The organism is Egbenema bharatensis FJBBOT/2019 (assembly GCF_048077055.1).
In the GTDB taxonomy this organism is placed as follows: domain Bacteria; phylum Cyanobacteriota; class Cyanobacteriia; order Elainellales; family Elainellaceae; genus Egbenema; species Egbenema bharatensis.
The window spans coordinates 1366515-1386646 of sequence record NZ_CP182236.1; the positions used below are offsets into that span (position 1 = coordinate 1366515).

Consider the following 20132-nt stretch of genomic DNA (forward strand, 5'->3'; position numbering starts at 1 on the left):
GATTTCTCAGAGAACAGCTTTAACCTGGATAACAGCCGATGTCAGGGAACAGCCGTTGCTTGTCTCTATGAACTATAGCAAACTCGATCGAGCAATTGCAACCACAAAATAAAATAATTAGAACTGATTTTGAAATTTGGTTCCAGTTAGGTTTCACCTGGAGCCTCTCCCACCCCAAAATTGAGGCAGAGTGAAGGGGTTCAGAGTATTCATACCTCGATTCAGCAACGCCAATCCGCAATGCCAGGTTTCCATAAAAAATGGGGCGATTCTCTCGGCCCCGTCATAATCCCGCAAATTTTAACTTAAGTCGTTCCATCAATGATTGGTCAAATCACTGAGGAACCAACCTCTAAACTAATCTCAGCTCTGGATACCCAACTAATACATCTTCAGCAGAGAGGGTATCTCCTTCCGCCTGCGGAGTCCAGAGAACTTCCATTGCCAGCAGACGATCGCTAGATACTGCGCCAAGTTGGGAAATTGCTTTACGAAGATCCTGTGAGTCTTTCACATCAGGCAGTTCCAATTTGCCCTGAGTTGCTACCAGTAAAGTAACGACGATATACTCACTGGGATTTTCTGGCATTGCCAACTCTCCCGATGCTGCCAACGCTTTTCTCTTTTCAGCCTCTTGCAGCAGATTGTTGACGTTGGAAAGGGTTTCTTCAGAGAACTTGCTCCGCTCCGCCAGAGTCAACCGATTGAACTGCGCTTCGGCAGATTCCAGTCGAGCTTGTTGAGACTCACTCCCCCCATAGATCCAATACTCCGGATGACGAAGCAGGGAAAGCGTTGTTTCTTGCAGCACCTGGGCTAACCCTTCAGAGGAACTGGTGTCTGCTCTTTGGGCAATGCGATTGAGATCGGTTTGAAGTTCACGAGCTTGAGCCAGCAAACCCACCTGCAACTTCGCTACGGAAACTTTTGGAGAAGTGGTTGTGTAACCATACTCATCGGAACTGGATGCAGCTCGAAAACTCCGAACGATGAAAGAGGCCAGAGCCATAAACAGCAGAAGCGTGAATAGACCGCCGCCACCAAAGCCGAAGATCGGCACAATGAAGGGGAAGCCAAAACCGCCGCCACCAGGGTAATAGCCGCCACCACCGGGAGGAGCATACGTCCGAGGAGCCGGAGCTGTCCGCGTTGGAACCCTAAAGCTACCGCCACCAATCCGACCACCACTTCTGGCAGCCAGAGCAGAGTCCGCTTGACCCAATACCAGCGTGATCACCAGGAATGAAACGAGTAAGGGCTTTAAAAGGGGCTTAATCCATGCAAATAGTCTTTTGTGCATATGCCGTACCTGTCAAATTGACGAGCAACCTTGTCGGCTTTGGATAGGCTGGGGGGCAACATCAGCCCACCGGATTCACCAAACGTTACAGTTTACCAAACGTTACAAATTGTCTACATTTCTAGTCTACCGCCTTACTGTTTGGGTAATGGTGCGGCTTAAGGGGGATTTTAGGGATGGGAGATGGGGGATTACCGTAATGGGGAAGAGGGAGGAGGGAAGAGGGAAGAAACCAGAATCTTTAGCCACCACCAACGATCGTGACAATCTCCAGGCGATCGCCCTCCTGAATCTGAGTACTGTCCCAAAATTGGCGATGCAGAATTTCGCCATTGTATTCAACAGCTACTAAGCGCGGATTCATACCCAATTGCAGGAGTAAATCGGGCATTGCCGTTTGAGGAGGGCACTGCTGGACTTCGCCATTGACGTAAAGGGTGATAGTTTGAGTAGATTCCATGAGTTTAAGGTTTATGGCTTTCTAGACAGTACAGTCGTTTCCAAAATCGTTGCAGCGAGTCATGTTAGGGATATGGGGAAAAATAATATATCCGGTAGGGGGCGCACTGCTGTGCGCCTCTTATGCACCCTCACAACAGCTTCCTTAGTTAATGCTTTCATTCGATCGAAACCGTGTGTGGATTGAATGGAGGGTTTGTTGGCGGTTCAGTTGGGAGATAAAGAACTGAGTCGCCAGAGTGGGCTGTTCCGACTGCATGATGGCGCGCACAACCGCAATGCGCTCTGCCCCTGCTGAGAGCACTTCGTGGAGATTTTCCAGATCAATCCCGCCGATCGCAAACCAGGGAAGGGTAGCATGGTTGACCGCATGACGAACATAATCCAATCCAGCCGCCGCTCGGCCTGCTTTCGTGGGAGTCTCATAAACGGGGCCAACCCCCACATAATCGACTCCTTCCCGCATCGCTCGATCGAGATCGTCTGGTGAGTGGGTCGATCGCCCAACAATTTTTTGGGAACCCAGCAATTGCCGCGCCAGAGCCACCGGAACATCCTGCTGCCCTAAGTGAACTCCGTCTGCATCAACCGCGATCGCCAGATCAATGCGATCGTTAATCACAAACAGCGCATCGTAACGATGGCAAAGCTCCTTGAGGGCCTTAGCGGTATGCAGGCGCGTTAGATCATCCGCCGTTTTATCCCGATATTGCACCAACGTCACTCCCCCCTGAAGGGATGCTTCCACCACATCCAGCAAATTCTCCACCGGGGATGTGATCAGATACAGCCGAGACTGTAATAGCTTTTGCAACCGACGATGGCTGGATAAATGCTCGGTTAACTGACTTTCTAAGCTGTAAACCCGATAACGGATTTGCTTACAGGCTTCTCCCATCTCTGGTGACACAATCTTGCCGTACTCCTCCAACACCCGCAGAGCTTCCTGAACCCGACAAAAGTTTGCCTGTAGGACTTGAGCGACACTCGATCGCACTTGCTCCTGAGGATGGGTGAGATCGGTACCTGGATCCTGCGGCGTATTGCGAGCTGCCCGAATCTCATCGCTGTGCCATTGAGCAATCAACTGACGCAGTTGCTTACATTCCTCCGTCAGGGCACGCTGGTTTAGCCCAAATCGACACCATTCTTCAATAATTCGTAACCCTTCCCGCGATCGATCTAAATTTGCATCTAAAATTCGCAAGACCGCAGGTTGGGAAGCAAAGCCTTGCCCGATCGAGCGTTGGTAATCCGTTTCAGCCATTTCGTTTCCCCCTCTATTTTTCATCCTAACAGGCTGGGTCAAGCGTTGTTGGAGCAGCACTGGGAAAATTATCTGATTAAGTAAAATTTATTCACAAATGCGCTACATATAGAGAATAAATAACTCTTTCGTGGCAAAATAAACCACATATAGCGTTGAGCAACCTGTAGCTGTCCAGTGTCAGGAGAATTTCTATGCGTTTGCGTCCTCCCTCCCATCGTTTCCATTGCTCTGCTCAATCTGTCTTGTTTTTCAGTATTGGGGTTCCCTGGTGGTTCAAAGTTTTTTCAACAACGATCGGCTTGGGGGTTTTTCTTATCCTGGTATCCGGCAGCGAACAGCAAGCGATCGCCCAAACAACGCCTTCTGCGCCTGAATCTTCAACCCAGTCCACCGCTTCCCACCTTTTGTTTGTCAATCCGATCGTCGGCAACAATGCGAGTGGAGATGGCAGTCAGCGATCGCCGTTTCGCACCATCACCCATGCCCTGCAAGTTGCCCAGCCCAATACCGTCATCATGTTAACTCCAGGAACTTATAGTGCGGAAACCGGAGAAGTTTTTCCGCTCGTAATGCAGCCCCATGTGACGATCCAGGGGGATCCGAGCCAGTATGGCCGGGGAATTGTGATTCGCGGTGGAGGCACCTTTCTGAGTCCTACTTCAGCGGGACAGAATATTACCCTGCTGGGGGCCGATCAGGCGCAGCTACTAGGGGTTACAGTCACTAACCCAAATCCACGCGGCTATGGTCTGTGGGTGGAATCGAGTCATCCGATCGTGCGCGGCAATACCTTTACCGGAAATACCCATGATGGTATCTCCACCGTCGGCAACAGTGCGCCGCTGATTCAAAACAATCGGTTTACCCAAAACGGTGCCAATGGAATTACGATTTTTGGGCGATCGCAGCCAGAAGTCCGGCAGAATGCCTTTGAGCGAACGGGCTTTGGGATTAATGTGGCTGAACAGGCGACTCCTCTGGTCGTTGACAATCAGGTGAGTCAAAACCGGATTGGCGTTTTGGTTCAGGGTGATGCCCAGCCCGTGCTGCGGGGAAATCGCATTGAGGCAAACCGAGAAGATGGACTAACCGCCATCAGCAATGCGCAACCCAATCTAGGGACTGCCAGCGATCCGGGACATAATGTGTTTGCCAATAATCCAGTTGATTTGAATGCCAATGCCACAAGCCAGACGATTCCGGCACACGGCAATCAGCTCACAGGCGATCGACTCCAGGGTGAAGTCGATCTGGCTGGAACAACGCCCCTCGCCAGCCCTCCCACTCCCCCAGCTAATCGCTTTGCTGCCCCGGCTGCCAATTCCTCAGAATCTATTACGGAATTACCCCCTCCTGCGGCTTCAAATGTTCAACCTGCCATCACAGAACTTCCCCCCACTCCAGTGGTCTCAGTGAACGCTCCGCCTCCTGCCCCGGCTACGACTGCCACGATCGAGGTTGCCGTTCCGCCTCCTACCCCACCCGTCCCAAGACCCGCCCTCTCACCTGCCCCAAGACCCACCGTTTCCACCTCATCCAACCTGCGACCCGTTGCAGTGCGTCGTCCTCGCTCTACCCATCCCTCGGATATCATCCATGCCGCCAATCGGATCGCTCCCACTGAACCGATCGCCCTGGAAATTCCGGCTTCTCCACCCAGTCAGCTCGTATCAGCAACCCAAGCCCCTCCTCTGCCAACTCCATCTCCCCAATCGCGATCGAGCTTCAATACTCCGATCGATATTCCGGTTCCTGCTCCCGAATCCAGCCCAAGCGCACCCGCGGCCGTCGCCAGTCGGAATCTGCCAACGCCTCCTCCCCAAATGCCCCAATCCGATGTACTTCCGGTTCCAGAAGCTGACATTCCCGTTGGCAATATCGGCAGTTTGCCCACCGTCAATGTTTCTCGCAACGTCGCCTTTCGGGCAGGAGGAGGGGGAGGAAACACGGTGAGTCGGGCTGGATTACGCTATCGCGTTGTCGTAGAAACCAGTGATGAACGGGATCAAACCCACGTTCAATCGATCGTTCCCTCCGCCTTCCGAACTTCCATCAACGGTCGATCGCTGATTCAGGTGGGAGCCTTTAGCAGTCGCGCCAATGCGGAACAAACCGTGCAAACCCTGAGCCAGAGCGGCTTGAGGGCTGTGATTCAGGAGATTGAGTAATAGAGCTAAATTGAGATTGAGTATGTAGAGCTAAATTGAGTAATAGAGTGGGAAAGCCCTGGCATCCTTTGGTTTAACATAAACTCGCTGCTGCGGTCGAAGCTTCAATTGATCAAATCGATCGCGGCTTAGATGGGCCGTGACCACCTGTCCATCATCCAGTACCAGTTCCGCCTGAATTTCCCAGCCCAGATGGATTAAACGATTCACCCGTGCTGGAACCGTTGTGCCATTGGGCTGAACATCCACCATCACATCATGGGGACGCAGGAACACTTCGGGATGGGGCGAATCAAAGCCATTTCCCTGGAAGATGTGCGAACTGCTGGGTAGAACGTTAACTGGGCCGATAAAGCTCATCACAAATGCCGTTGCCGGATTGTCATAAATCTCGGCTGGACTGCCCACCTGCTCCACCTTGCCCTCATTCATCACCACAATCTCATCCGACACTTCCATCGCCTCTTCCTGATCGTGGGTAACAAATACCGTTGTCACATGAACCTCATCGTGGAGCCGCCGCAGCCAGGCTCTCAAATCTTTCCGCACCTTGGCATCCAATGCCCCAAACGGTTCATCCAGCAACAAGACTTTTGGTTCTACCGCCAATGCCCGCGCCAGGGCCACCCGCTGCCGTTGCCCTCCCGAAAGCTGAGATGGATAGCGATCGCCCAATCCTCCTAGCTGCACCAGTTCCAGCAGCTCTTCCACTCGTCGCTGAATCTTCGCCCTGGGCATCTTGCGAATGTCCATCCCAAAGGCAATATTTTTCCGCACCGTCATATGCTTAAACAGGGCATAGTGCTGAAACACAAAGCCAATGTTGCGTTCCTGCACACTTTCGTAGGTGGCATCGCGTCCAGTTAAGAAGATTCGACCTGCATCAGGAACCTCTAATCCTGCAATTAGCCTCAGCAGGGTAGACTTTCCAGACCCCGATGGCCCCAACAGCGCAACCAACGAGCCGGTTTTGATTTCCAGATTCACCTGATCCACTGCCTGAAACTCATCAAACCGTTTGGATACATTTTCAATGACGATGCCCACGATGCAGTTCCTCTTTAGAATGGAAAGTTAGGTTTGGAACGGAGAGAAGGGGAGTAAGATCGGGACTCAGCGACAGTGAATCATCCTTAAATCCCTAGTTAATCGATGTGGTTACTGTAGTTTTTATAGCACACTCTTTCCCGGTTTAATATTTAATCTGAAAACTCTAGATTTTAGACTCAAGCGGTCGTCATACAGATAGCAGCATACAGATAGCAGCCCGCCCCTACTCAGTTAGGTTGCTTCTCCGTAATCCCCTAAATTTGACCTGTGGCACTGGATCCGGGTTGACAGATTCAGTCGATTTGGGATGGCACAAGATCAAACTGCCCTGGACTGAATCTCTTGATTGAACTGCACGGAAGTCCCCTACGGTTGTATGATGCTTTTCAACTTTGCGATCGGATCAACCCAACCATTCAACCCAACCATGCCGGATTTATACGTTTCCTGGTCAGAGTATCACCAAAAAATTACTCAGCTTGCTGCCAAAATTTACGAATCCCAATGGGAGTTTAACCAAATTATCTGCCTGGCTAGAGGCGGGCTGCGCGTCGGAGATATTTTGTCTCGCATTTTTGACAAACCGATGGCGATTCTAGCTACCTCGTCCTATGGCGGTGCAGAGGGAAAAGAACGGGGTTCTATCACCTTTGCCCGTGACTTAACCATGACCACAGCCAATTTAGGCAGCCATATCCTGTTGGTAGATGATCTGGTGGATTCTGGGGTGAGCCTGGAACGTACGCTGGTTTGGCTCGATCGAAAATATGGCTTTTATATTGATGAGGTACGTTCTGCGGTGTTGTGGTACAAGTCCTCATCATCGATCGCCCCAGATTATTACGTAGACTACCTGGCGGATAATCCGTGGATTCATCAGCCCTTTGAAGAGTTTGAAACCATGAATCCGTCTGATTTGGGCAAAGTGCATTCTCCAGCATCATAGAATGCGAATTTCAGACTTTGACTCTTGTGGGGTGGGCATCTTGCCCGCCCAGTTAGCAAAGTAACCTGTCGTGCTGTCCCCGTTTAGAATCTGCTGGAAGCATGCCTATAGGGTGGGCACTCCCCACCAAGCTGTAGTTTCGTCGATCAAACTGCTGTAAGTCCGCACAGCAGTACACCCCCTAACGGGTACATTATTTTTCCGCATTGCCCTAACGGCCGTTTCAATCAGCTTCTGCTCTCCGACCGTGGGAAGTTTGTAGAACTGAAGACTTATAGACGGAAAGGTACTCCGCTAAAAATTTTCGGGCATCCGCTTCTGACGTTAGGCGGTACTTCAGCATATATAAAAAGGGTTTCACCCGCACATCGTTACGTTCGGCAGGCTCCCAAATTCTTAAGAGTACACCCCCTGCAACAGGAGTGATGTTGTATTTAAGCAGATGAGGGACACTAGGGGGATGCATAGATGGTCACTGAGGACGCGGGCAATTCTTCAAAGGAGAAGGCTACATTAAGACTCCTAAAATCACGAAGTCCCTCGAATGATACCCTGCCCAGTATAGGCTTTGGTTTACTGTCATCGAAAACCAGGGAAACACACAGACAGAACCTGAAAGATCAGGAAGTGAACCAGGATGAGACGGTTGATAGCCACCGAGGGCTGCTAACTCATAAATAGTAAATCATTGCTGCTCCTCAGCGAATCATCATCCCAACTGAAACTGTATATACCTGTATAAAAATAACCGATCGCTCAGACTACTCAGATCACTGACGATCGTTCAAGCGCACTCTAATATTCTAAACGGATAGATAAATCAATCGGTAATGGTTGAGAGAATCTTCATTGTGGAGGGGAGTGGAAATTTGTGCAAGCGTTTGACAGGCCTAACTAAGCATTAAACACCAAACAGGCTCCGATCCCTATCTGAATCGCAGAAATGGCGCAGAGATCTCCGCCAAATTACCCAACTGTCTACCCTTGATTAGTCAGTATGCTGGAAGTTACTTCAGAATAATTACTGCTATCAAACGTCTTATTGACTACCTATGAGAGAAACATACCTAGTGGATTTTTACCTGGGTTGGCTAATTGAAGTGTCTCAATCGGGAGAGCAGTTTAAGAGTGTGTGCTACTCTCCCTGCCGCGAAACCTTCAGCCTCCCCAAAGCCTATAGTTCTGAATTTGCTGCAATCTCTGCGGCCAAGCAAATTATCGATCGCTACAAAGCCTGTCATACACTGACTCAAATCCTCAGAGATCTATACGAAAATAATCAGCTCACCTTTGAAGACTGGCGATCGCTGCAACAATCCCTGACTGAAGCAACCAAGATTTTTTAGGTAGGAATGGTTTGTTCAATGCTTAACTTCCATCAGGATTAGCTTAAGAATTTTTTAGATACTGAGGGCAATTGGGGTTTTATGGTGTTGGATGGTTCCCATCTCTGCATCTTCACCCCAAACAACCTGATGGATACAACTCTGCTGCAAAACCGCGACTATACCCTGATCATTGCCAAGACAACGCTGGATGAAGCGAACAAGCCACCTGGATTTGCAGAACGCTGGAATGCAGCGCAAGGGGCGATCGTGTCTCTGGCACAGGCCTGCGAAGCTCATGATCCGGACGGGATTACGTTATATGTCTCCTGTTTGGATCCTCAGGAGTCGTGTCAGTTTAAGAAATATGAGCACGTTACCAGCGATCGCCTGACTCAACTGATTCAAGAAAACATACCGCCGCACCAGATTAACCTGCGGGAAGTGCTGGAATTGGCTTTAGAAGATTACTTTGCTCGGAAAACGGCGGGAACGACGAAGCTCAATGGTGAAATCATGATCGTATTACTCGATGGTGAACCAAGCGATCGGATGGCCGTTGCTAGAGCGATCAAAACGGCAACCCAAAAGATGGAGGTGAATGAAGAGTTAGGCATTGGGTTTGTGCAGATTGGGGAAGATTTGCTGGCGAAGGGATTCTTAACCGCTCTCGATGATCACCTTCAGTCCGTCGGCGCAAAGTTTGACATTGTTCACACCAAATCGCTGGATACCATCAGCCCTGATTCATTGATGGCATTTCTGATGGATACCTTATTTGATTAAAGTGAAACGATCGATTTATTGAGGGTTGTCTTGCAACACGGTTTTGGAAACAATCCGGGTTTTCTTGCGATCGGCTTCTGATAAGTCTTCTCCAGACTGCAGCCGGGTAGCATTTTCCTGAAGTACCGTTGCTGCACCCTGATCACCCATCTGTAAGGCTGTTTTGGCCGCTGATTGCAGCATGGTGGCCGCTCCGACGCGATCGCCCTGCTGTAGTTTGGTTTCTGCAATTTTGGTTTGCCGATATTTTGCCAGTGCCAGAAGGTGTTGCTGGACTTGCGGATTGGGAGCCGCCTGAAACACTCGCTGAATGTCTGCTTCCACCGGAATACGTTCGGAAAGTGAATTTTCCTGTCCTGAAATGGGGTCATCGTAGCGCACCTGAACACTGGCGATCGGCTGGATACCTTCCGGTAGTTGCCCGACGTATAGATTCGCCAATACCACCCGTGGCCCATCCATCATCAAGTCACCCAGCCGAATGGTGCACTGTCCCGCTTCCTGAATGACGGGTAATTCGATCGTATCGGGTACAACCTGCGCAACGGGTTTGAGTTCGGCTAACCGCACATTGTCCGCCAAATTGATTAAAAGATGAGCATTGGTCAGTCCAACCGACTGAATCCGGTTAAACAGCCGACTAAACTCACTCACCGCCGCTTCAGGCCGTTCGATGTAGGACAGCGTTCCACCGCCAGCATCAGCAATTTTTTCCAGCACATCCTGGTTCCAATTGCTCCCAAACCCCAACGTATTTAGAGTAATGCTATACCCAGCCGCCAATTCAGCCAATTTCAGACAGCGATCGTTGTCTCCATGCTCGTTTTCTCCATCGGTCAGTAAGAAAGCTTGGGAGATGGATTCCTTGCGACCTTTGGCCAACTCCTCAATGGCCAACCGCATTCCTTCATCGATCGCGGTGCCGCCACTGGGTTGCAGTCGGTTAATCTGCTGCTTGATGCTTTGAGGGTTGCCAACCATTTGATTGGGCACTAGCACCTTCGCCTTGTGATCAAACACCACGATGGAAAGGCGATCGTCGGGAGACAGGCTATCGACAATCCGATGGGCGGCCTGCTTCACCGTTTCCAGGGGTCGTCCCTTCATAGAACCACTGTGATCCAAAATCAAACACAAATTAAGCGGCGCATTACGTCCTTCAGCGGCAGGATTGGCAGACAGCGAAATGGCGAGTTGCCTCTGGCTACTGGACTGGTTCGCATCCAGGTGAGCATCACTCAGCGCGACTTGCAAACTAACTCTCATAACAACGAAACTCCTGAATGAGGGTGTGAGGACGAACGAATAGAGGTTTGTATAAGGCTTAAAGCTATACGAAGGGTAACTTCAATAACTTCAGTCTCTAATTCTGAATTACGGACTGTACGGATTTCCCTAATTTTCGTTTCAAAGTCCTTGCGCTTCCCCCAGTAATCCCACGGGTTCAGCCGTCCTCCTGCATCAGAAGCTTTCAGTATCACGTTACTATGGTAGAAATGATGCCATTTTTCTAGGCAACTGTGCGATATGAGTACTGTTAAGGCTGTTCAAACCAATTACTACTACGGGGACTCAGGGTATCGGACTCCCCCTCCGGATTTACCCTCCCTGCTGCTCAAGGAGCGGATTGTATACCTGGGGCTACCCCTGTTTTCCGCAGATGACCTGAAGCGTCAGGTGGGGGTCGATGTCACCAAGCTGATTATTGCCCAGTTGCTTTACCTCCAGTTTGACGACCCAGATAAGCCGATCTTCTTCTACATCAACTCAATGGGGACGCTATATGGGGCTGGGTTTGAAACCGAAGCCTTCGCCATTTGCGACACGATCAACTACATCAAGCCGCCCGTTCATACCATTTGTATTGGGCAAGCAATGGGAACCGCAGCCATGATTCTTTCCTCAGGTGCGAAGGGTTTCCGGGCCAGTCTTCCCCATGCCACGATCGTCCTGAATCAGTCCCGTTCCCGCGCTCAAGGTCAGGCGACTGACATTCAAATTGGGCCAAAGAGGTACTGGTCAACAAAGCCGCAATGCTGGATATCCTGGCGAAAAATACAGGGCAAACGGTGGAAAAGATCGCCAAGGACACCGATCGCATGTTCTACATGACCCCCCCAGAGGCGAAGGAATATGGACTGATCGATCGCGTTTTGGAAAGCACCAAAGATCTACCCAAGCAAATCCCTGCTCTGACCTAAATCGTTGCGTCTTCTTCGTGTGGATCACATTGCACTATGCCCTTTAACTCCAACCGTCGCGTTCCCTATAATATGCCCGGTACTCAGTACTGGTCGTGGATCAGCGTCTATGGGCGCATGAGCCGGGAACGAATTTTGTTTGTGAACCAACCCCTGACGGATAGCTTCGCCAACGAAATGATTTCGGCTCTGCTGTATCTGGACTCAGACGATCAGACGAAGCCGATCTATTTCTATATCAACTCCCTGGGCGATCCGGTCGCGGCCGGAATGGGATCGGTGATGTACGGCATGATGTCCATTACGGCAGGTCTCGCCATTTACGACACCATGCGGCATATCAAGTCTGAAATCGTCACCATTTGTCTGGGGCAGTCGATGGGGATGGCAACTTTATTGCTGTCTTCTGGCACTCCCGGTAAACGAGCCAGTCTCCCCCATTCCACGATCGCCCTCAACCATCCCAAGGTGGGAGCATCCGGGCAAGCCACCGATATTCAAATCAATGCCAAGGAAGTGTTAAGCAAGAAGGATTTAGTTCTAGAAATTCTTTCCCAAAACACAGGACAAAGCATTGAAAAAATCACCAAAGACACCGATCGGATGTTCTATATGTCTCCCCAGGAAGCGAAGGAGTACGGACTGATCGATCGCGTGATCGAAAGTTCCAAACTGCGGCAACCGGAAGCCGTTTTGACTTAGGACAAGGAGACTTAGGATAAGAAGACTTAGGACAAGGAGTATTAGTGGATCATTGCGCCTGTCGGACTGGACGGGCAAGATGCCCACTCCACAAGAGTGTTTCTTCCCTCAATCCTTAGTCCAACGGGCTCCGCGCTCACTCCTCACTCCTCACTCATTTACCGTCCCTTACCACCTCTTTTAGACCTATGCCAATTGGTGAACCCAAAGTCCCCTATCGCCTTCCCGGTAGCACCTACGAACAGTGGATTGATCTTGAAGATCGGCTGTTTCGGGAACGGATTATTTTCTTGACCCAGGAAGTAGACGACATGATCGCCAATGCCCTGGTCGCCTATATGCTCTACCTGGATTCCGAAGATCAGACCAAGCCCATCTATCTATACATCAACTCGCCCGGTGGTTCGGTTACGGCTGGGTTAGCCATCTACGACACAATCCAGCACATTAAGTCGGAAGTCGTGACGATTTGCCTGGGACTGGCCGCTTCCATGGGAGCCTTCCTGTTGGCGGCGGGTGCAAAGGGCAAACGATTGGCTCTGCCCCACTCCCGGATCATGATCCACCAGGTTCTGACGGGTTTCCGAGGCCAGGCCACGGATATCGAGATTGAAGCCCGCCGGACGCTGCAAATTCGGCAGCAGTTGGATGAAATGCTGGCCCTCCACACGGGTAAATCCCTGGAGCAGATTCGTAAAGACACCGATCGAGACTACTTTATGTCGGCGGAAGAAGCCAAGGAGTATGGATTGATCGATCGCGTCATTGTGGATCAAAACTAGCGACGGCAAAAGGTGAAAGGCGGAAGGCAAAAGGCGAACCGTAAGAAATAGACAGATTCAGGTCTTTTTTCGGAATTCTTTAGGTTTTTTGCCCAGAGTGTTTCACCTTTTGGCTGAGTTAATGGCAGAATTTGGATAATCCTTGCCATGAATAAACGTTGATGGAGATTGTAGATTGCTATCGGCTATTAGGGTTAAGAACTGGCGCGAGCTATGAGGATATCAAAGCTTCGTACCGTAGGCTGGCGCGAATTTATCATCCCGATGCCAATCCTGACAATCAGCAGCAGGCAAAGGAACGATTCATTCAATTAACGGATGCTTACCGGCGGTTGACAAGCATTGTCAAACCTTCACCATCTAGAACCGCAGGGACGAAACCCGCCAATTCCACACCAAACCCTCGATCGGCAAGTTCCGATGAGCGGAATTTGAATCGATCGGTGCAATCAACTACACCTCCCGCCGCCTCTCCTCGAAAATCGTCATCCCCCAGATCATCTCCCAGATCATCCCCTGCCAAACCACCTCCATCCCCGCCGAATACTCCCTCAGTGCAATTCGCGCCGGATCTCTCTAGCATCGATCGCCGCCTTAAGCAAAATACCTACGAGCAATTGCAGCAAGCCCTGCGGGAACAGCGGTTTCCCAGGGCTATTACCCTGGTGGAGGGGTTAGCCCAGCGGATGCCCAACGATACAGAAGTCCGGCAGTGGCAAGCCATCACCTATCAACGGTTTGGGCGGTATTTGATCAAACACAATCAGCAGGAAAAAGCCAAACTCTATCTCCGCAAAGCCCTGCGCACCGATCCCAATAACCGATCGCTCTGGTACGAGGTGGAGCGAGACTTGCAGCGGATTGAGCAGGTAGAAATCCTTTAAACTGAATTCCCTGTGGGATCAAAAACCTGCGATCGGCTAACCTTAGGTATTCCCGATCAAACTGCACTGTGACTATCCCCCTCTCAGTTCATTACTCAGACATTGAAGCTGCATCCATCAGGCTGCACCATCAGGCAAACTTGACTCCTGTGATCACCTCTCGCACCGTAAACGATCGCACCGGATGTCAGGTGTTCTTTAAGTGCGAAAACTTGCAGCGATCGGGATCGTTCAAGTTCCGGGGCGCGTTCAATGCTCTGTCCAGCCTGTCAGAGGCCCAACGGCAGCGAGGCGTGTTGACCTATTCCTCAGGAAATCATGCCCAGGCAGTGGCATTGGCTGGCAAGCTGCTCAATCTGCCTACCACGATCGTGATGCCCCAGGATGCTCCAGCCGTTAAGCGCGCCGCGACCCAGGGGTATGGTGCCGAGGTGATTTTATACGATCGGGCAGAAACCCGCCGGGAAGTATTGACTCAACAAATTGCCCAGGAGCGAGGGGCGATCGTCGTTCCCCCCTACGACTATCCGCCTGTGATTGCCGGGCAGGGAACCGCTGCAAAGGAATTATTTGAGAGCGTGGGTGAACTCGATTGGCTATTGGTCTGCTGTGGGGGTGGCGGATTGCTCTCTGGCTGTGCCATTGCTGCCCATGCGCTTTCTCCTAACTGTCGAGTAGTGGGTGTGGAACCAGAAACTGGCGATGATGCGACCCGATCGTTTCACACGAAAACCCTGCAAACGGTTCACAATCCAGACACGATCGCCGATGGAGCCAGAACTCCCTGCCTGGGTGACTATACTTTTCCCCTCGTTCTCCATTACGTCCACGATATGGTGACGGTTTCCGATCGATCCCTGTTGCAAACCCTGTTCTTTTTGTGGGAACGGCTCAAGCTAGTGATAGAACCCACCGGAGCCTTGGCTGCTACGGCTCTATTGGAGAAAAAAATTAATCCTGCACCGGATTCGCGGGTAGGGGTGATTCTTAGCGGGGGAAATGTAGATATCCGTCACATCCTGACTTTAAGTGAGGCATTATGACGGATGATCAAACAACACATCCGCCTGCTGCCGGATCGCACTGAGATTCAGCACCAGTCCCCGCTGTAATCGCCGCTCAATCATCCCAACGGGCATCATCCGAGGGGGCAGAATTGAGACTGTGTAGCAAAGTTCCGTCGCTGTACCGTCAGGAGAAGCAGGTTGTAGTGTCCAGCTTCCGGTAAAGGTCTTGAAATCGCCCTCTACCATATTGAAATCAAGGCGATGGGGAAAATGTTCCACCATATCCAGCACCACACGGGCACAGAATTTCAGCTTCAGTAACGACTCCGTTCCGACTTGCTCAATCCGGATCCCGCCCTGGGGATGCTCAATGCGCTGGCTCTTGGTCAAATTAGGAATGAACTCTGCCAGCCGATCGTAATCCGTCAAAATTTGCCAGACTTGCTCGATCGCATAGGGAATTTGAATCTTTGCAGAAATTTGCCGCTGTCGTCCATCGGCCTTGCTGGTTGCCACCTCTACTTCCTCAAAGGGCAAATCACCATACTCATCAGTCAATTCGTCCACCTCACTGTCGTGTAATTCAGTGGATGAAAAAGCTGCTTCAGTTGTGAGATCTTCAAACTCAGAATTCATAGCTACGTAACCTATCAACGCATTTCTAATAGATCTACGAATTGACTGGAACCATTGATACAAATGGAAACCATCGAACAAGATGCACGGCTTTTGTCCTAGATTATCTGAACGTCAGGCAGTCTGTCGCCCCTTGTTCACCAAATCTGACAAATTTCCATCTCTGGACGCACTCTAGACTAAATCAAGTCATGCCCTGCATCAACCCCTCCGGACATTGGGGTAAGGTGACGGTAAAGCAAGTTTGCCAGGATGAACTCTGTTCGAGGGGCTGACTGGATGCTCCGATCGTCCCCCCCAGGTACTCTACCAACCGCTTTACCAGAGCCAGCCCTAATCCGGTTCCCTGAATTGCCTGCTGAGTCACCCCTCGTCCCCGGCGAAACTTATCAAAAATATAGGGGAGTTCATCGGGCAAAATTCCTGCACCAATGTTCCGTAAGGCAATCACCACCTGATTCATCGGCTGGGTCGGATCATAAGATACCTGGAGCTGAATCACACTATCAGAATCTGCATATTTTCTAGCATTCGTCAGTAGCTCCATTAAAATTCGACTGAGGCTGTCAGGTTCAGTGTACAAATTCAATGGCTTTGTGGGTAAGTCAAGCTCCAGGCTCAGGTTTCGCTCTGCCAGGGTTTCGGCGATCGATTGGGCTGTATTGCGAATTAAATAGCGAATATCCAACTTTTGCAAGGGGGCTGTCGTTGTAGTGGACTCCAGTTTTCGCAGATCCAGCAGATCATTAATTAATTGAGTTTCCTGAACACATTGCTGTTCCAGAATGTCCAGATAGCGGGTACGCCGTTCAACGGATAGATCCGCCTGCCGCAGCATCCGAATGGCCAGAGTCATGCTGGTCAACGGAGTGCGCAATTCATGGCTCACTGTGCTGAGAAACTCTTCACGCTCCTCATGCAGTCGTCGGAGTTGCTCAACTTGCTGGCGGGTTTTTTCGTAGAGCTTGGCCTGAACATCCAGACTGCGCTGAAGTTGGGCAGTTCGTTCCTGCACCAATGCCTGAACATGCTGGAGAGTACGAACTTGAATAATTGCCGTACTCAATTGGGCTGCAACCAGTTTGACAAAGGCAATTTCTTCAGGTTCCCAGATCCGATGCTGATGATGTTGAAGCACAAGACAGCCTAAAACCGTTCCCTGATTTTCCAGGGGAGCCAACAGGAGAGCTGGAAATCGATCGAGGGCAAAGAAGGGGGCTGGAGTTTTCCCTTCAATTTCTCTATTGTCCCAGTCCATGTAGGACGTAATAGCGATCGGTTCGCTGCTGGTCAAAACCTGACGACAGAGGCAACAAGTTGAAGCCCAAATAGTTCGATCGCCCAATGGCTCAGTCTGCATCTGCAACCGTTCAGGGAATGGTTCAAACCAGTCAGCCACCACATTGACTTTTGCCTCTGGGATGCCGCGCGACCGGCTTTTGTACATTGGATCGGAATACTTCAGTAGGAATACCAGACCACGACTGCACTGTAACGCCGAAGTTGCCCCTTCAACGGCCAGTTGAAAAATCTGTTCCAACTCCCAACTATTCCGGATAGCTGCCGTCAACTGGTTGACCAGGTTTTGGTATCGGGCTTGCTGCTCCATCTGCCGTTCAAGCTGGTTCTGGGACAGGGCAACTGCAACATGAGGCGAAAGTGACTGGAGTTGCTGCACATCTGTCTCCTTCCAATCATAGGGTTGCGATCGAATTAAAATCACGGTTCCATTGATCCGCCCCTGGTATTGGGTGTTCTGAATTAAAACGGAGCGAACTTGAGATGGAATGGCAGAGGGGGGAGGGGAACTGTTACCAGGCGCTTGCCTGGATTGGGCGGTTGGGGGACTGGCTCCCTTATCTGAGGATTGGCGGAATGAAGCTGTTAATTGGCTGAGGGCTTGCAAATCATCAACAGCGATTGTTTCTGTCGTGGGCAAATTTGCTTGAATCCGGGGATGGCTGAAGAGGGTCAGTAGCTGCTCGGAGTACTGAAATGGCGAGACAATATAGCTATATACCTGTTGGAAAGTTTGCTCGATCGCCTGGGGTGTTCCTCGATCCTGGGGTAGAATCAGGCAGCAGTCTACAGCAAAGGCTTCTCCAATTAATTGAGCAAAATTGAATAGTGCTTCTTGGGTATTCCGATTGGCCAAAAGAGCTTGCGTCAGGGATCGCTCAAGGGCAACGAGACTCACAGGCAGATCTGTAATTTGATGCGCTCCAGTGTGCTGGTTTTCTGAAGGGGACAACAGGGATTGGGGAGAAGTAGGAGGGACTGGATCAATCCACTCGATCGGTTTTTCTGTATCGAGGGATTGGACATCCCTTTCCGTCTTTGAGCGAGATTGACAGTCCATTTTCATCGTTTTTAGAAGGATGGTGATGCCGCGTGCGCTACATCAGAGCTACTTCACCAACACCTGTTGTAGCACACAGGTAGAACTGACCCTCAATAGCAAAATGATAAAGCGCAAAATGATAAAGATAAGGTCAAGTTGAAGTAAGCTGGGTTGGTTCAATAAAGTACAGGCAAGGTAAGCTTAAAACTTGCGATGAAAATGCCAGTCTGTCTATCATGAATGTCCAGGGTAAATATTTCGTTGTGAATATTCCAATCTTTCAGCAATACCAACTCAACTGACCTTAGATTACACGCTCTAATCGCTAACGGTATCCGTGATTTCCTCACGTTTGTCGAAACCTGGAATGCTGATCCTCAGCTAACCCTCGTATTTATCCGAATCTAGCTGTATTCTTCTTTAACTTCCATCTTTCGCGCTCTGATGACTATGGCTTCAGTAAACTCTTCCGTTTTTCTTAACACAATTGGCACAGTAAAGGGACCTGGTGAAAACGGCAATCAGTACGTATTCATTACGGCGGATAATCGTCATGTGAAAATTGGCGAATTTGTCTACTACAGTGCGCAGAAGGTAGAAACAGACGATTCACTTCCCAAAACGCTGCAAATTTTAGGGAAAATATCTGCCCGAAGACTGATTGACCATTTACCCGATCGCATCTTTGCCGATACCGAAATCAGCCCGGAAACGATCGCCGCTCTGGTGGGCTTCGTCCATCCCAATCCTGAACTTTATGAAGTGACGGTGGATGTGATTGGTCACTTCCATCCCATACTGGGTTTCATGAATCCCCGCATTACTCCGGATCCAGGGGCAAAGGTGTACCTGGCGGAGGATGAGATGCTGCGGCAAGTGCTGAATAAGAAGCAGCCAGAGGAGGTAGGTGGAGCATACATTGGATCGCTGCTGCTACGAGATTTGGGATCTGTGCCAATCGCGTTGGATGTGAAGGAGTTGGTCAGTACCCATATGGCAATCCTGGCCGGAACAGGATCGGGAAAGTCTTATACGGCTGGTGTGTTAGTCGAAGAATTGTTGTTACCTAAAAACCGGGCGGCTGTATTAATTTTTGATCCACACGGCGAGTATGACACACTGGCCCAGATGCGGGGGCATCATGCCTTTACTGATTCCAATGGCTATGCACCAAAGGTAAAGATTCTCCGTCCTGATGATGTACGAATCCGCATCTCTTCACTGGACTATTATGATATTTTAGGTTTACTCCCGGAAATGAGCGATCGGCAGCAGTCGGTTCTCCGTAAAGCATTCGATTTAGTACGTCGCCATCGTAAAGGAGATTATCGCTGGAATATTCAAGATCTCATCGCTGCGGTACGAGAAGTAGACAGTCAAGAAACCGATGATGGAGATATCAAACTCGGTTCTTCGGCTCCGGCCCTGGAATGGAAACTCGATCGACTGGATCGATCGCCCTATTTCCACGCCTTTGAGCATCTTTCCCCCAAGGACTTGTTTGAACCGGGTCAAGTAACCGTTCTGCAAATGAACGAGATTAGTCAGGATGAACAGCAGGTGATTTGCGCGGCCGTCCTGCGGCAGTCCAACCATGCCCGCATGAATACTCAAAAGGAGTTAATTGAACCCGGAGATGAGAACTATTTGCCCTATCCCGTGTTCATTCTGTTAGAGGAAGCCCATCGCTTTGCCCCTGCCCACGAACCCTCCCGCTGTAAAGCAGTGATCCGAACCATCTTGAGTGAGGGACGGAAGTTTGGTTTAGGAGTTGGATTAATTACGCAACGGCCTGGAAAGCTGGATTCAGATGTGCTGTCCCAGTGTATGAGTCAGTTCATCATGCGGATTGTCAATCCCGTCGATCAGGATAGCCTGAAGTACGGTGTAGAGGCAGCCGGGCGAGACTTACTCAAGGAACTGCCTGCGCTCACGAAAGGACAGGTGATCATCTCTGGAGCCTGCGTCAATACCCCGGTTCTCTGCCAGGTACGGCAACGACTGACCAAACACGGAGGTGAAACCCTGGATGCACCCCAAGAATGGCAGAAGTATTTCCAAACCCATCAGGTACAGGCACGGGCGATCGAACAGGCTCCGGTGATGAGTCGGAGTCAGGCAGATACGTTTGAGGGAATTAGTATTGAGTGAGGAGTGAGGAGTGAGGAGGGTAGGGGCGATTTGCGTTCGCCCAGAATAAAGGTAGGGGGTATGCGGAAAAATAGCGTCCCCGGTAGGGGCGCACTGCGGTGCGCCCTTACAACCGCCCAGAATA

17 protein-coding genes and 1 pseudogene are annotated in these 20132 nt (G+C 50.5%); 10 read left to right on the top strand and 8 right to left on the bottom strand.

The features are described from left to right. Window positions 1-352: 352 nt before the first annotated feature. From ACM1PF_RS06490 to ACM1PF_RS06500, 3 genes are all read right to left on the bottom strand, one after another. The gene (locus tag ACM1PF_RS06490) at window positions 353-1300 is read right to left on the bottom strand and encodes a DUF1517 domain-containing protein (protein WP_416673301.1); all 948 of its coding nucleotides are present in this window, start codon (window positions 1298-1300) and stop codon (window positions 353-355) included. 241 nt (window positions 1301-1541) lie between these two features. Then, entirely contained in the window at window positions 1542-1760 is a 219-nt protein-coding gene (thiS, locus tag ACM1PF_RS06495) for a sulfur carrier protein ThiS (protein ID WP_416673303.1), read from the bottom strand. Between the two features lie 144 nt (window positions 1761-1904). After that, a complete protein-coding gene (locus ACM1PF_RS06500; protein WP_416673305.1) occupies window positions 1905-3026 on the bottom strand; it encodes a thiamine phosphate synthase in 1122 nt (373 codons plus the stop codon). Window positions 3027-3220: 194 nt separating this feature from the next. Here ACM1PF_RS06500 and ACM1PF_RS06505 point away from each other — a divergent pair, with 194 nt between their 5' ends. Beyond that, entirely contained in the window at window positions 3221-5197 is a 1977-nt protein-coding gene (locus ACM1PF_RS06505) for a DUF1565 domain-containing protein (protein WP_416673308.1), read from the top strand. Between the two features lie 30 nt (window positions 5198-5227). Here the strand turns inward: ACM1PF_RS06505 and ACM1PF_RS06510 are convergent, their stop codons facing one another. Then, window positions 5228-6244, bottom strand: a complete 1017-nt coding sequence (locus tag ACM1PF_RS06510; protein ID WP_416673311.1) for a sulfate/molybdate ABC transporter ATP-binding protein — start codon at window positions 6242-6244, stop codon at window positions 5228-5230. Between the two features lie 430 nt (window positions 6245-6674). Between ACM1PF_RS06510 and ACM1PF_RS06515 the strand changes: the two genes are divergently transcribed. After that, window positions 6675-7193, top strand: a complete 519-nt coding sequence (locus tag ACM1PF_RS06515; RefSeq protein ID WP_416676585.1) for a phosphoribosyltransferase — start codon at window positions 6675-6677, stop codon at window positions 7191-7193. 223 nt (window positions 7194-7416) lie between these two features. Here the strand turns inward: ACM1PF_RS06515 and ACM1PF_RS06520 are convergent, their stop codons facing one another. Beyond that, window positions 7417-7659 carry a hypothetical protein gene (locus tag ACM1PF_RS06520; protein ID WP_416673313.1) on the bottom strand — a complete coding sequence of 81 codons (243 nt, stop codon included), beginning with the start codon at window positions 7657-7659 and terminating at the stop codon, window positions 7417-7419. A gap of 586 nt (window positions 7660-8245) precedes the next feature. On the opposite strand from ACM1PF_RS06520, the gene ACM1PF_RS06525 reads away from it, so the two are divergent. Then, complete coding sequence (locus ACM1PF_RS06525; RefSeq protein ID WP_416673315.1) at window positions 8246-8539, top strand: hypothetical protein; 294 nt, start codon at window positions 8246-8248, stop codon at window positions 8537-8539. A gap of 129 nt (window positions 8540-8668) precedes the next feature. Beyond that, window positions 8669-9304 (top strand): hypothetical protein, encoded by a 636-nt coding sequence (locus ACM1PF_RS06530; protein WP_416673317.1) that lies wholly within the window; start codon window positions 8669-8671, stop codon window positions 9302-9304. A 15-nt stretch (window positions 9305-9319) separates the two neighbouring features. On the opposite strand, the gene ACM1PF_RS06535 is transcribed toward ACM1PF_RS06530, so the two are convergent. Continuing rightward, entirely contained in the window at window positions 9320-10570 is a 1251-nt protein-coding gene (locus ACM1PF_RS06535; RefSeq protein ID WP_416673320.1) for a vWA domain-containing protein, read from the bottom strand. Window positions 10571-10831: 261 nt separating this feature from the next. Between ACM1PF_RS06535 and ACM1PF_RS06540 the strand changes: the two are divergent. From ACM1PF_RS06540 to ACM1PF_RS06560, 5 genes and pseudogenes are all read left to right on the top strand, one after another. Beyond that, window positions 10832-11505 (top strand): annotated as a pseudogene (locus tag ACM1PF_RS06540) (ATP-dependent Clp protease proteolytic subunit). A 36-nt stretch (window positions 11506-11541) separates the two neighbouring features. After that, window positions 11542-12207 carry an ATP-dependent Clp protease proteolytic subunit gene (locus tag ACM1PF_RS06545; protein WP_416673323.1) on the top strand — a complete coding sequence of 222 codons (666 nt, stop codon included), beginning with the start codon at window positions 11542-11544 and terminating at the stop codon, window positions 12205-12207. 188 nt (window positions 12208-12395) lie between these two features. After that, on the top strand, window positions 12396-12989 hold the full coding sequence (locus ACM1PF_RS06550) for an ATP-dependent Clp protease proteolytic subunit (protein ID WP_416673326.1): 594 nt from the start codon (window positions 12396-12398) through the stop codon (window positions 12987-12989). A 161-nt stretch (window positions 12990-13150) separates the two neighbouring features. Then, complete coding sequence (locus ACM1PF_RS06555) at window positions 13151-13873, top strand: J domain-containing protein (protein ID WP_416673330.1); 723 nt, start codon at window positions 13151-13153, stop codon at window positions 13871-13873. Between the two features lie 68 nt (window positions 13874-13941). Then, a complete protein-coding gene (locus tag ACM1PF_RS06560; RefSeq protein WP_416673333.1) occupies window positions 13942-14916 on the top strand; it encodes a threo-3-hydroxy-L-aspartate ammonia-lyase in 975 nt (324 codons plus the stop codon). Here the strand turns inward: ACM1PF_RS06560 and ACM1PF_RS06565 are convergent. Together ACM1PF_RS06565 and ACM1PF_RS06570 are read right to left on the bottom strand one after the other, a co-directional pair. Next, on the bottom strand, window positions 14911-15516 hold the full coding sequence (locus tag ACM1PF_RS06565) for an SRPBCC family protein (protein ID WP_416673336.1): 606 nt from the start codon (window positions 15514-15516) through the stop codon (window positions 14911-14913). The two genes, ACM1PF_RS06560 and ACM1PF_RS06565, sit on opposite strands and share 6 nt — an antisense overlap. A 184-nt stretch (window positions 15517-15700) precedes the next feature. Further along, complete coding sequence (locus tag ACM1PF_RS06570; protein ID WP_416673339.1) at window positions 15701-17881, bottom strand: GAF domain-containing sensor histidine kinase; 2181 nt, start codon at window positions 17879-17881, stop codon at window positions 15701-15703. Window positions 17882-18307: 426 nt separating this feature from the next. Here ACM1PF_RS06570 and ACM1PF_RS06575 point away from each other — a divergent pair, with 426 nt between their 5' ends. Further along, window positions 18308-20008 (top strand): ATP-binding protein, encoded by a 1701-nt coding sequence (locus ACM1PF_RS06575; RefSeq protein WP_416673342.1) that lies wholly within the window; start codon window positions 18308-18310, stop codon window positions 20006-20008. The last annotated feature ends 124 nt before the right edge of the window (window positions 20009-20132 follow it).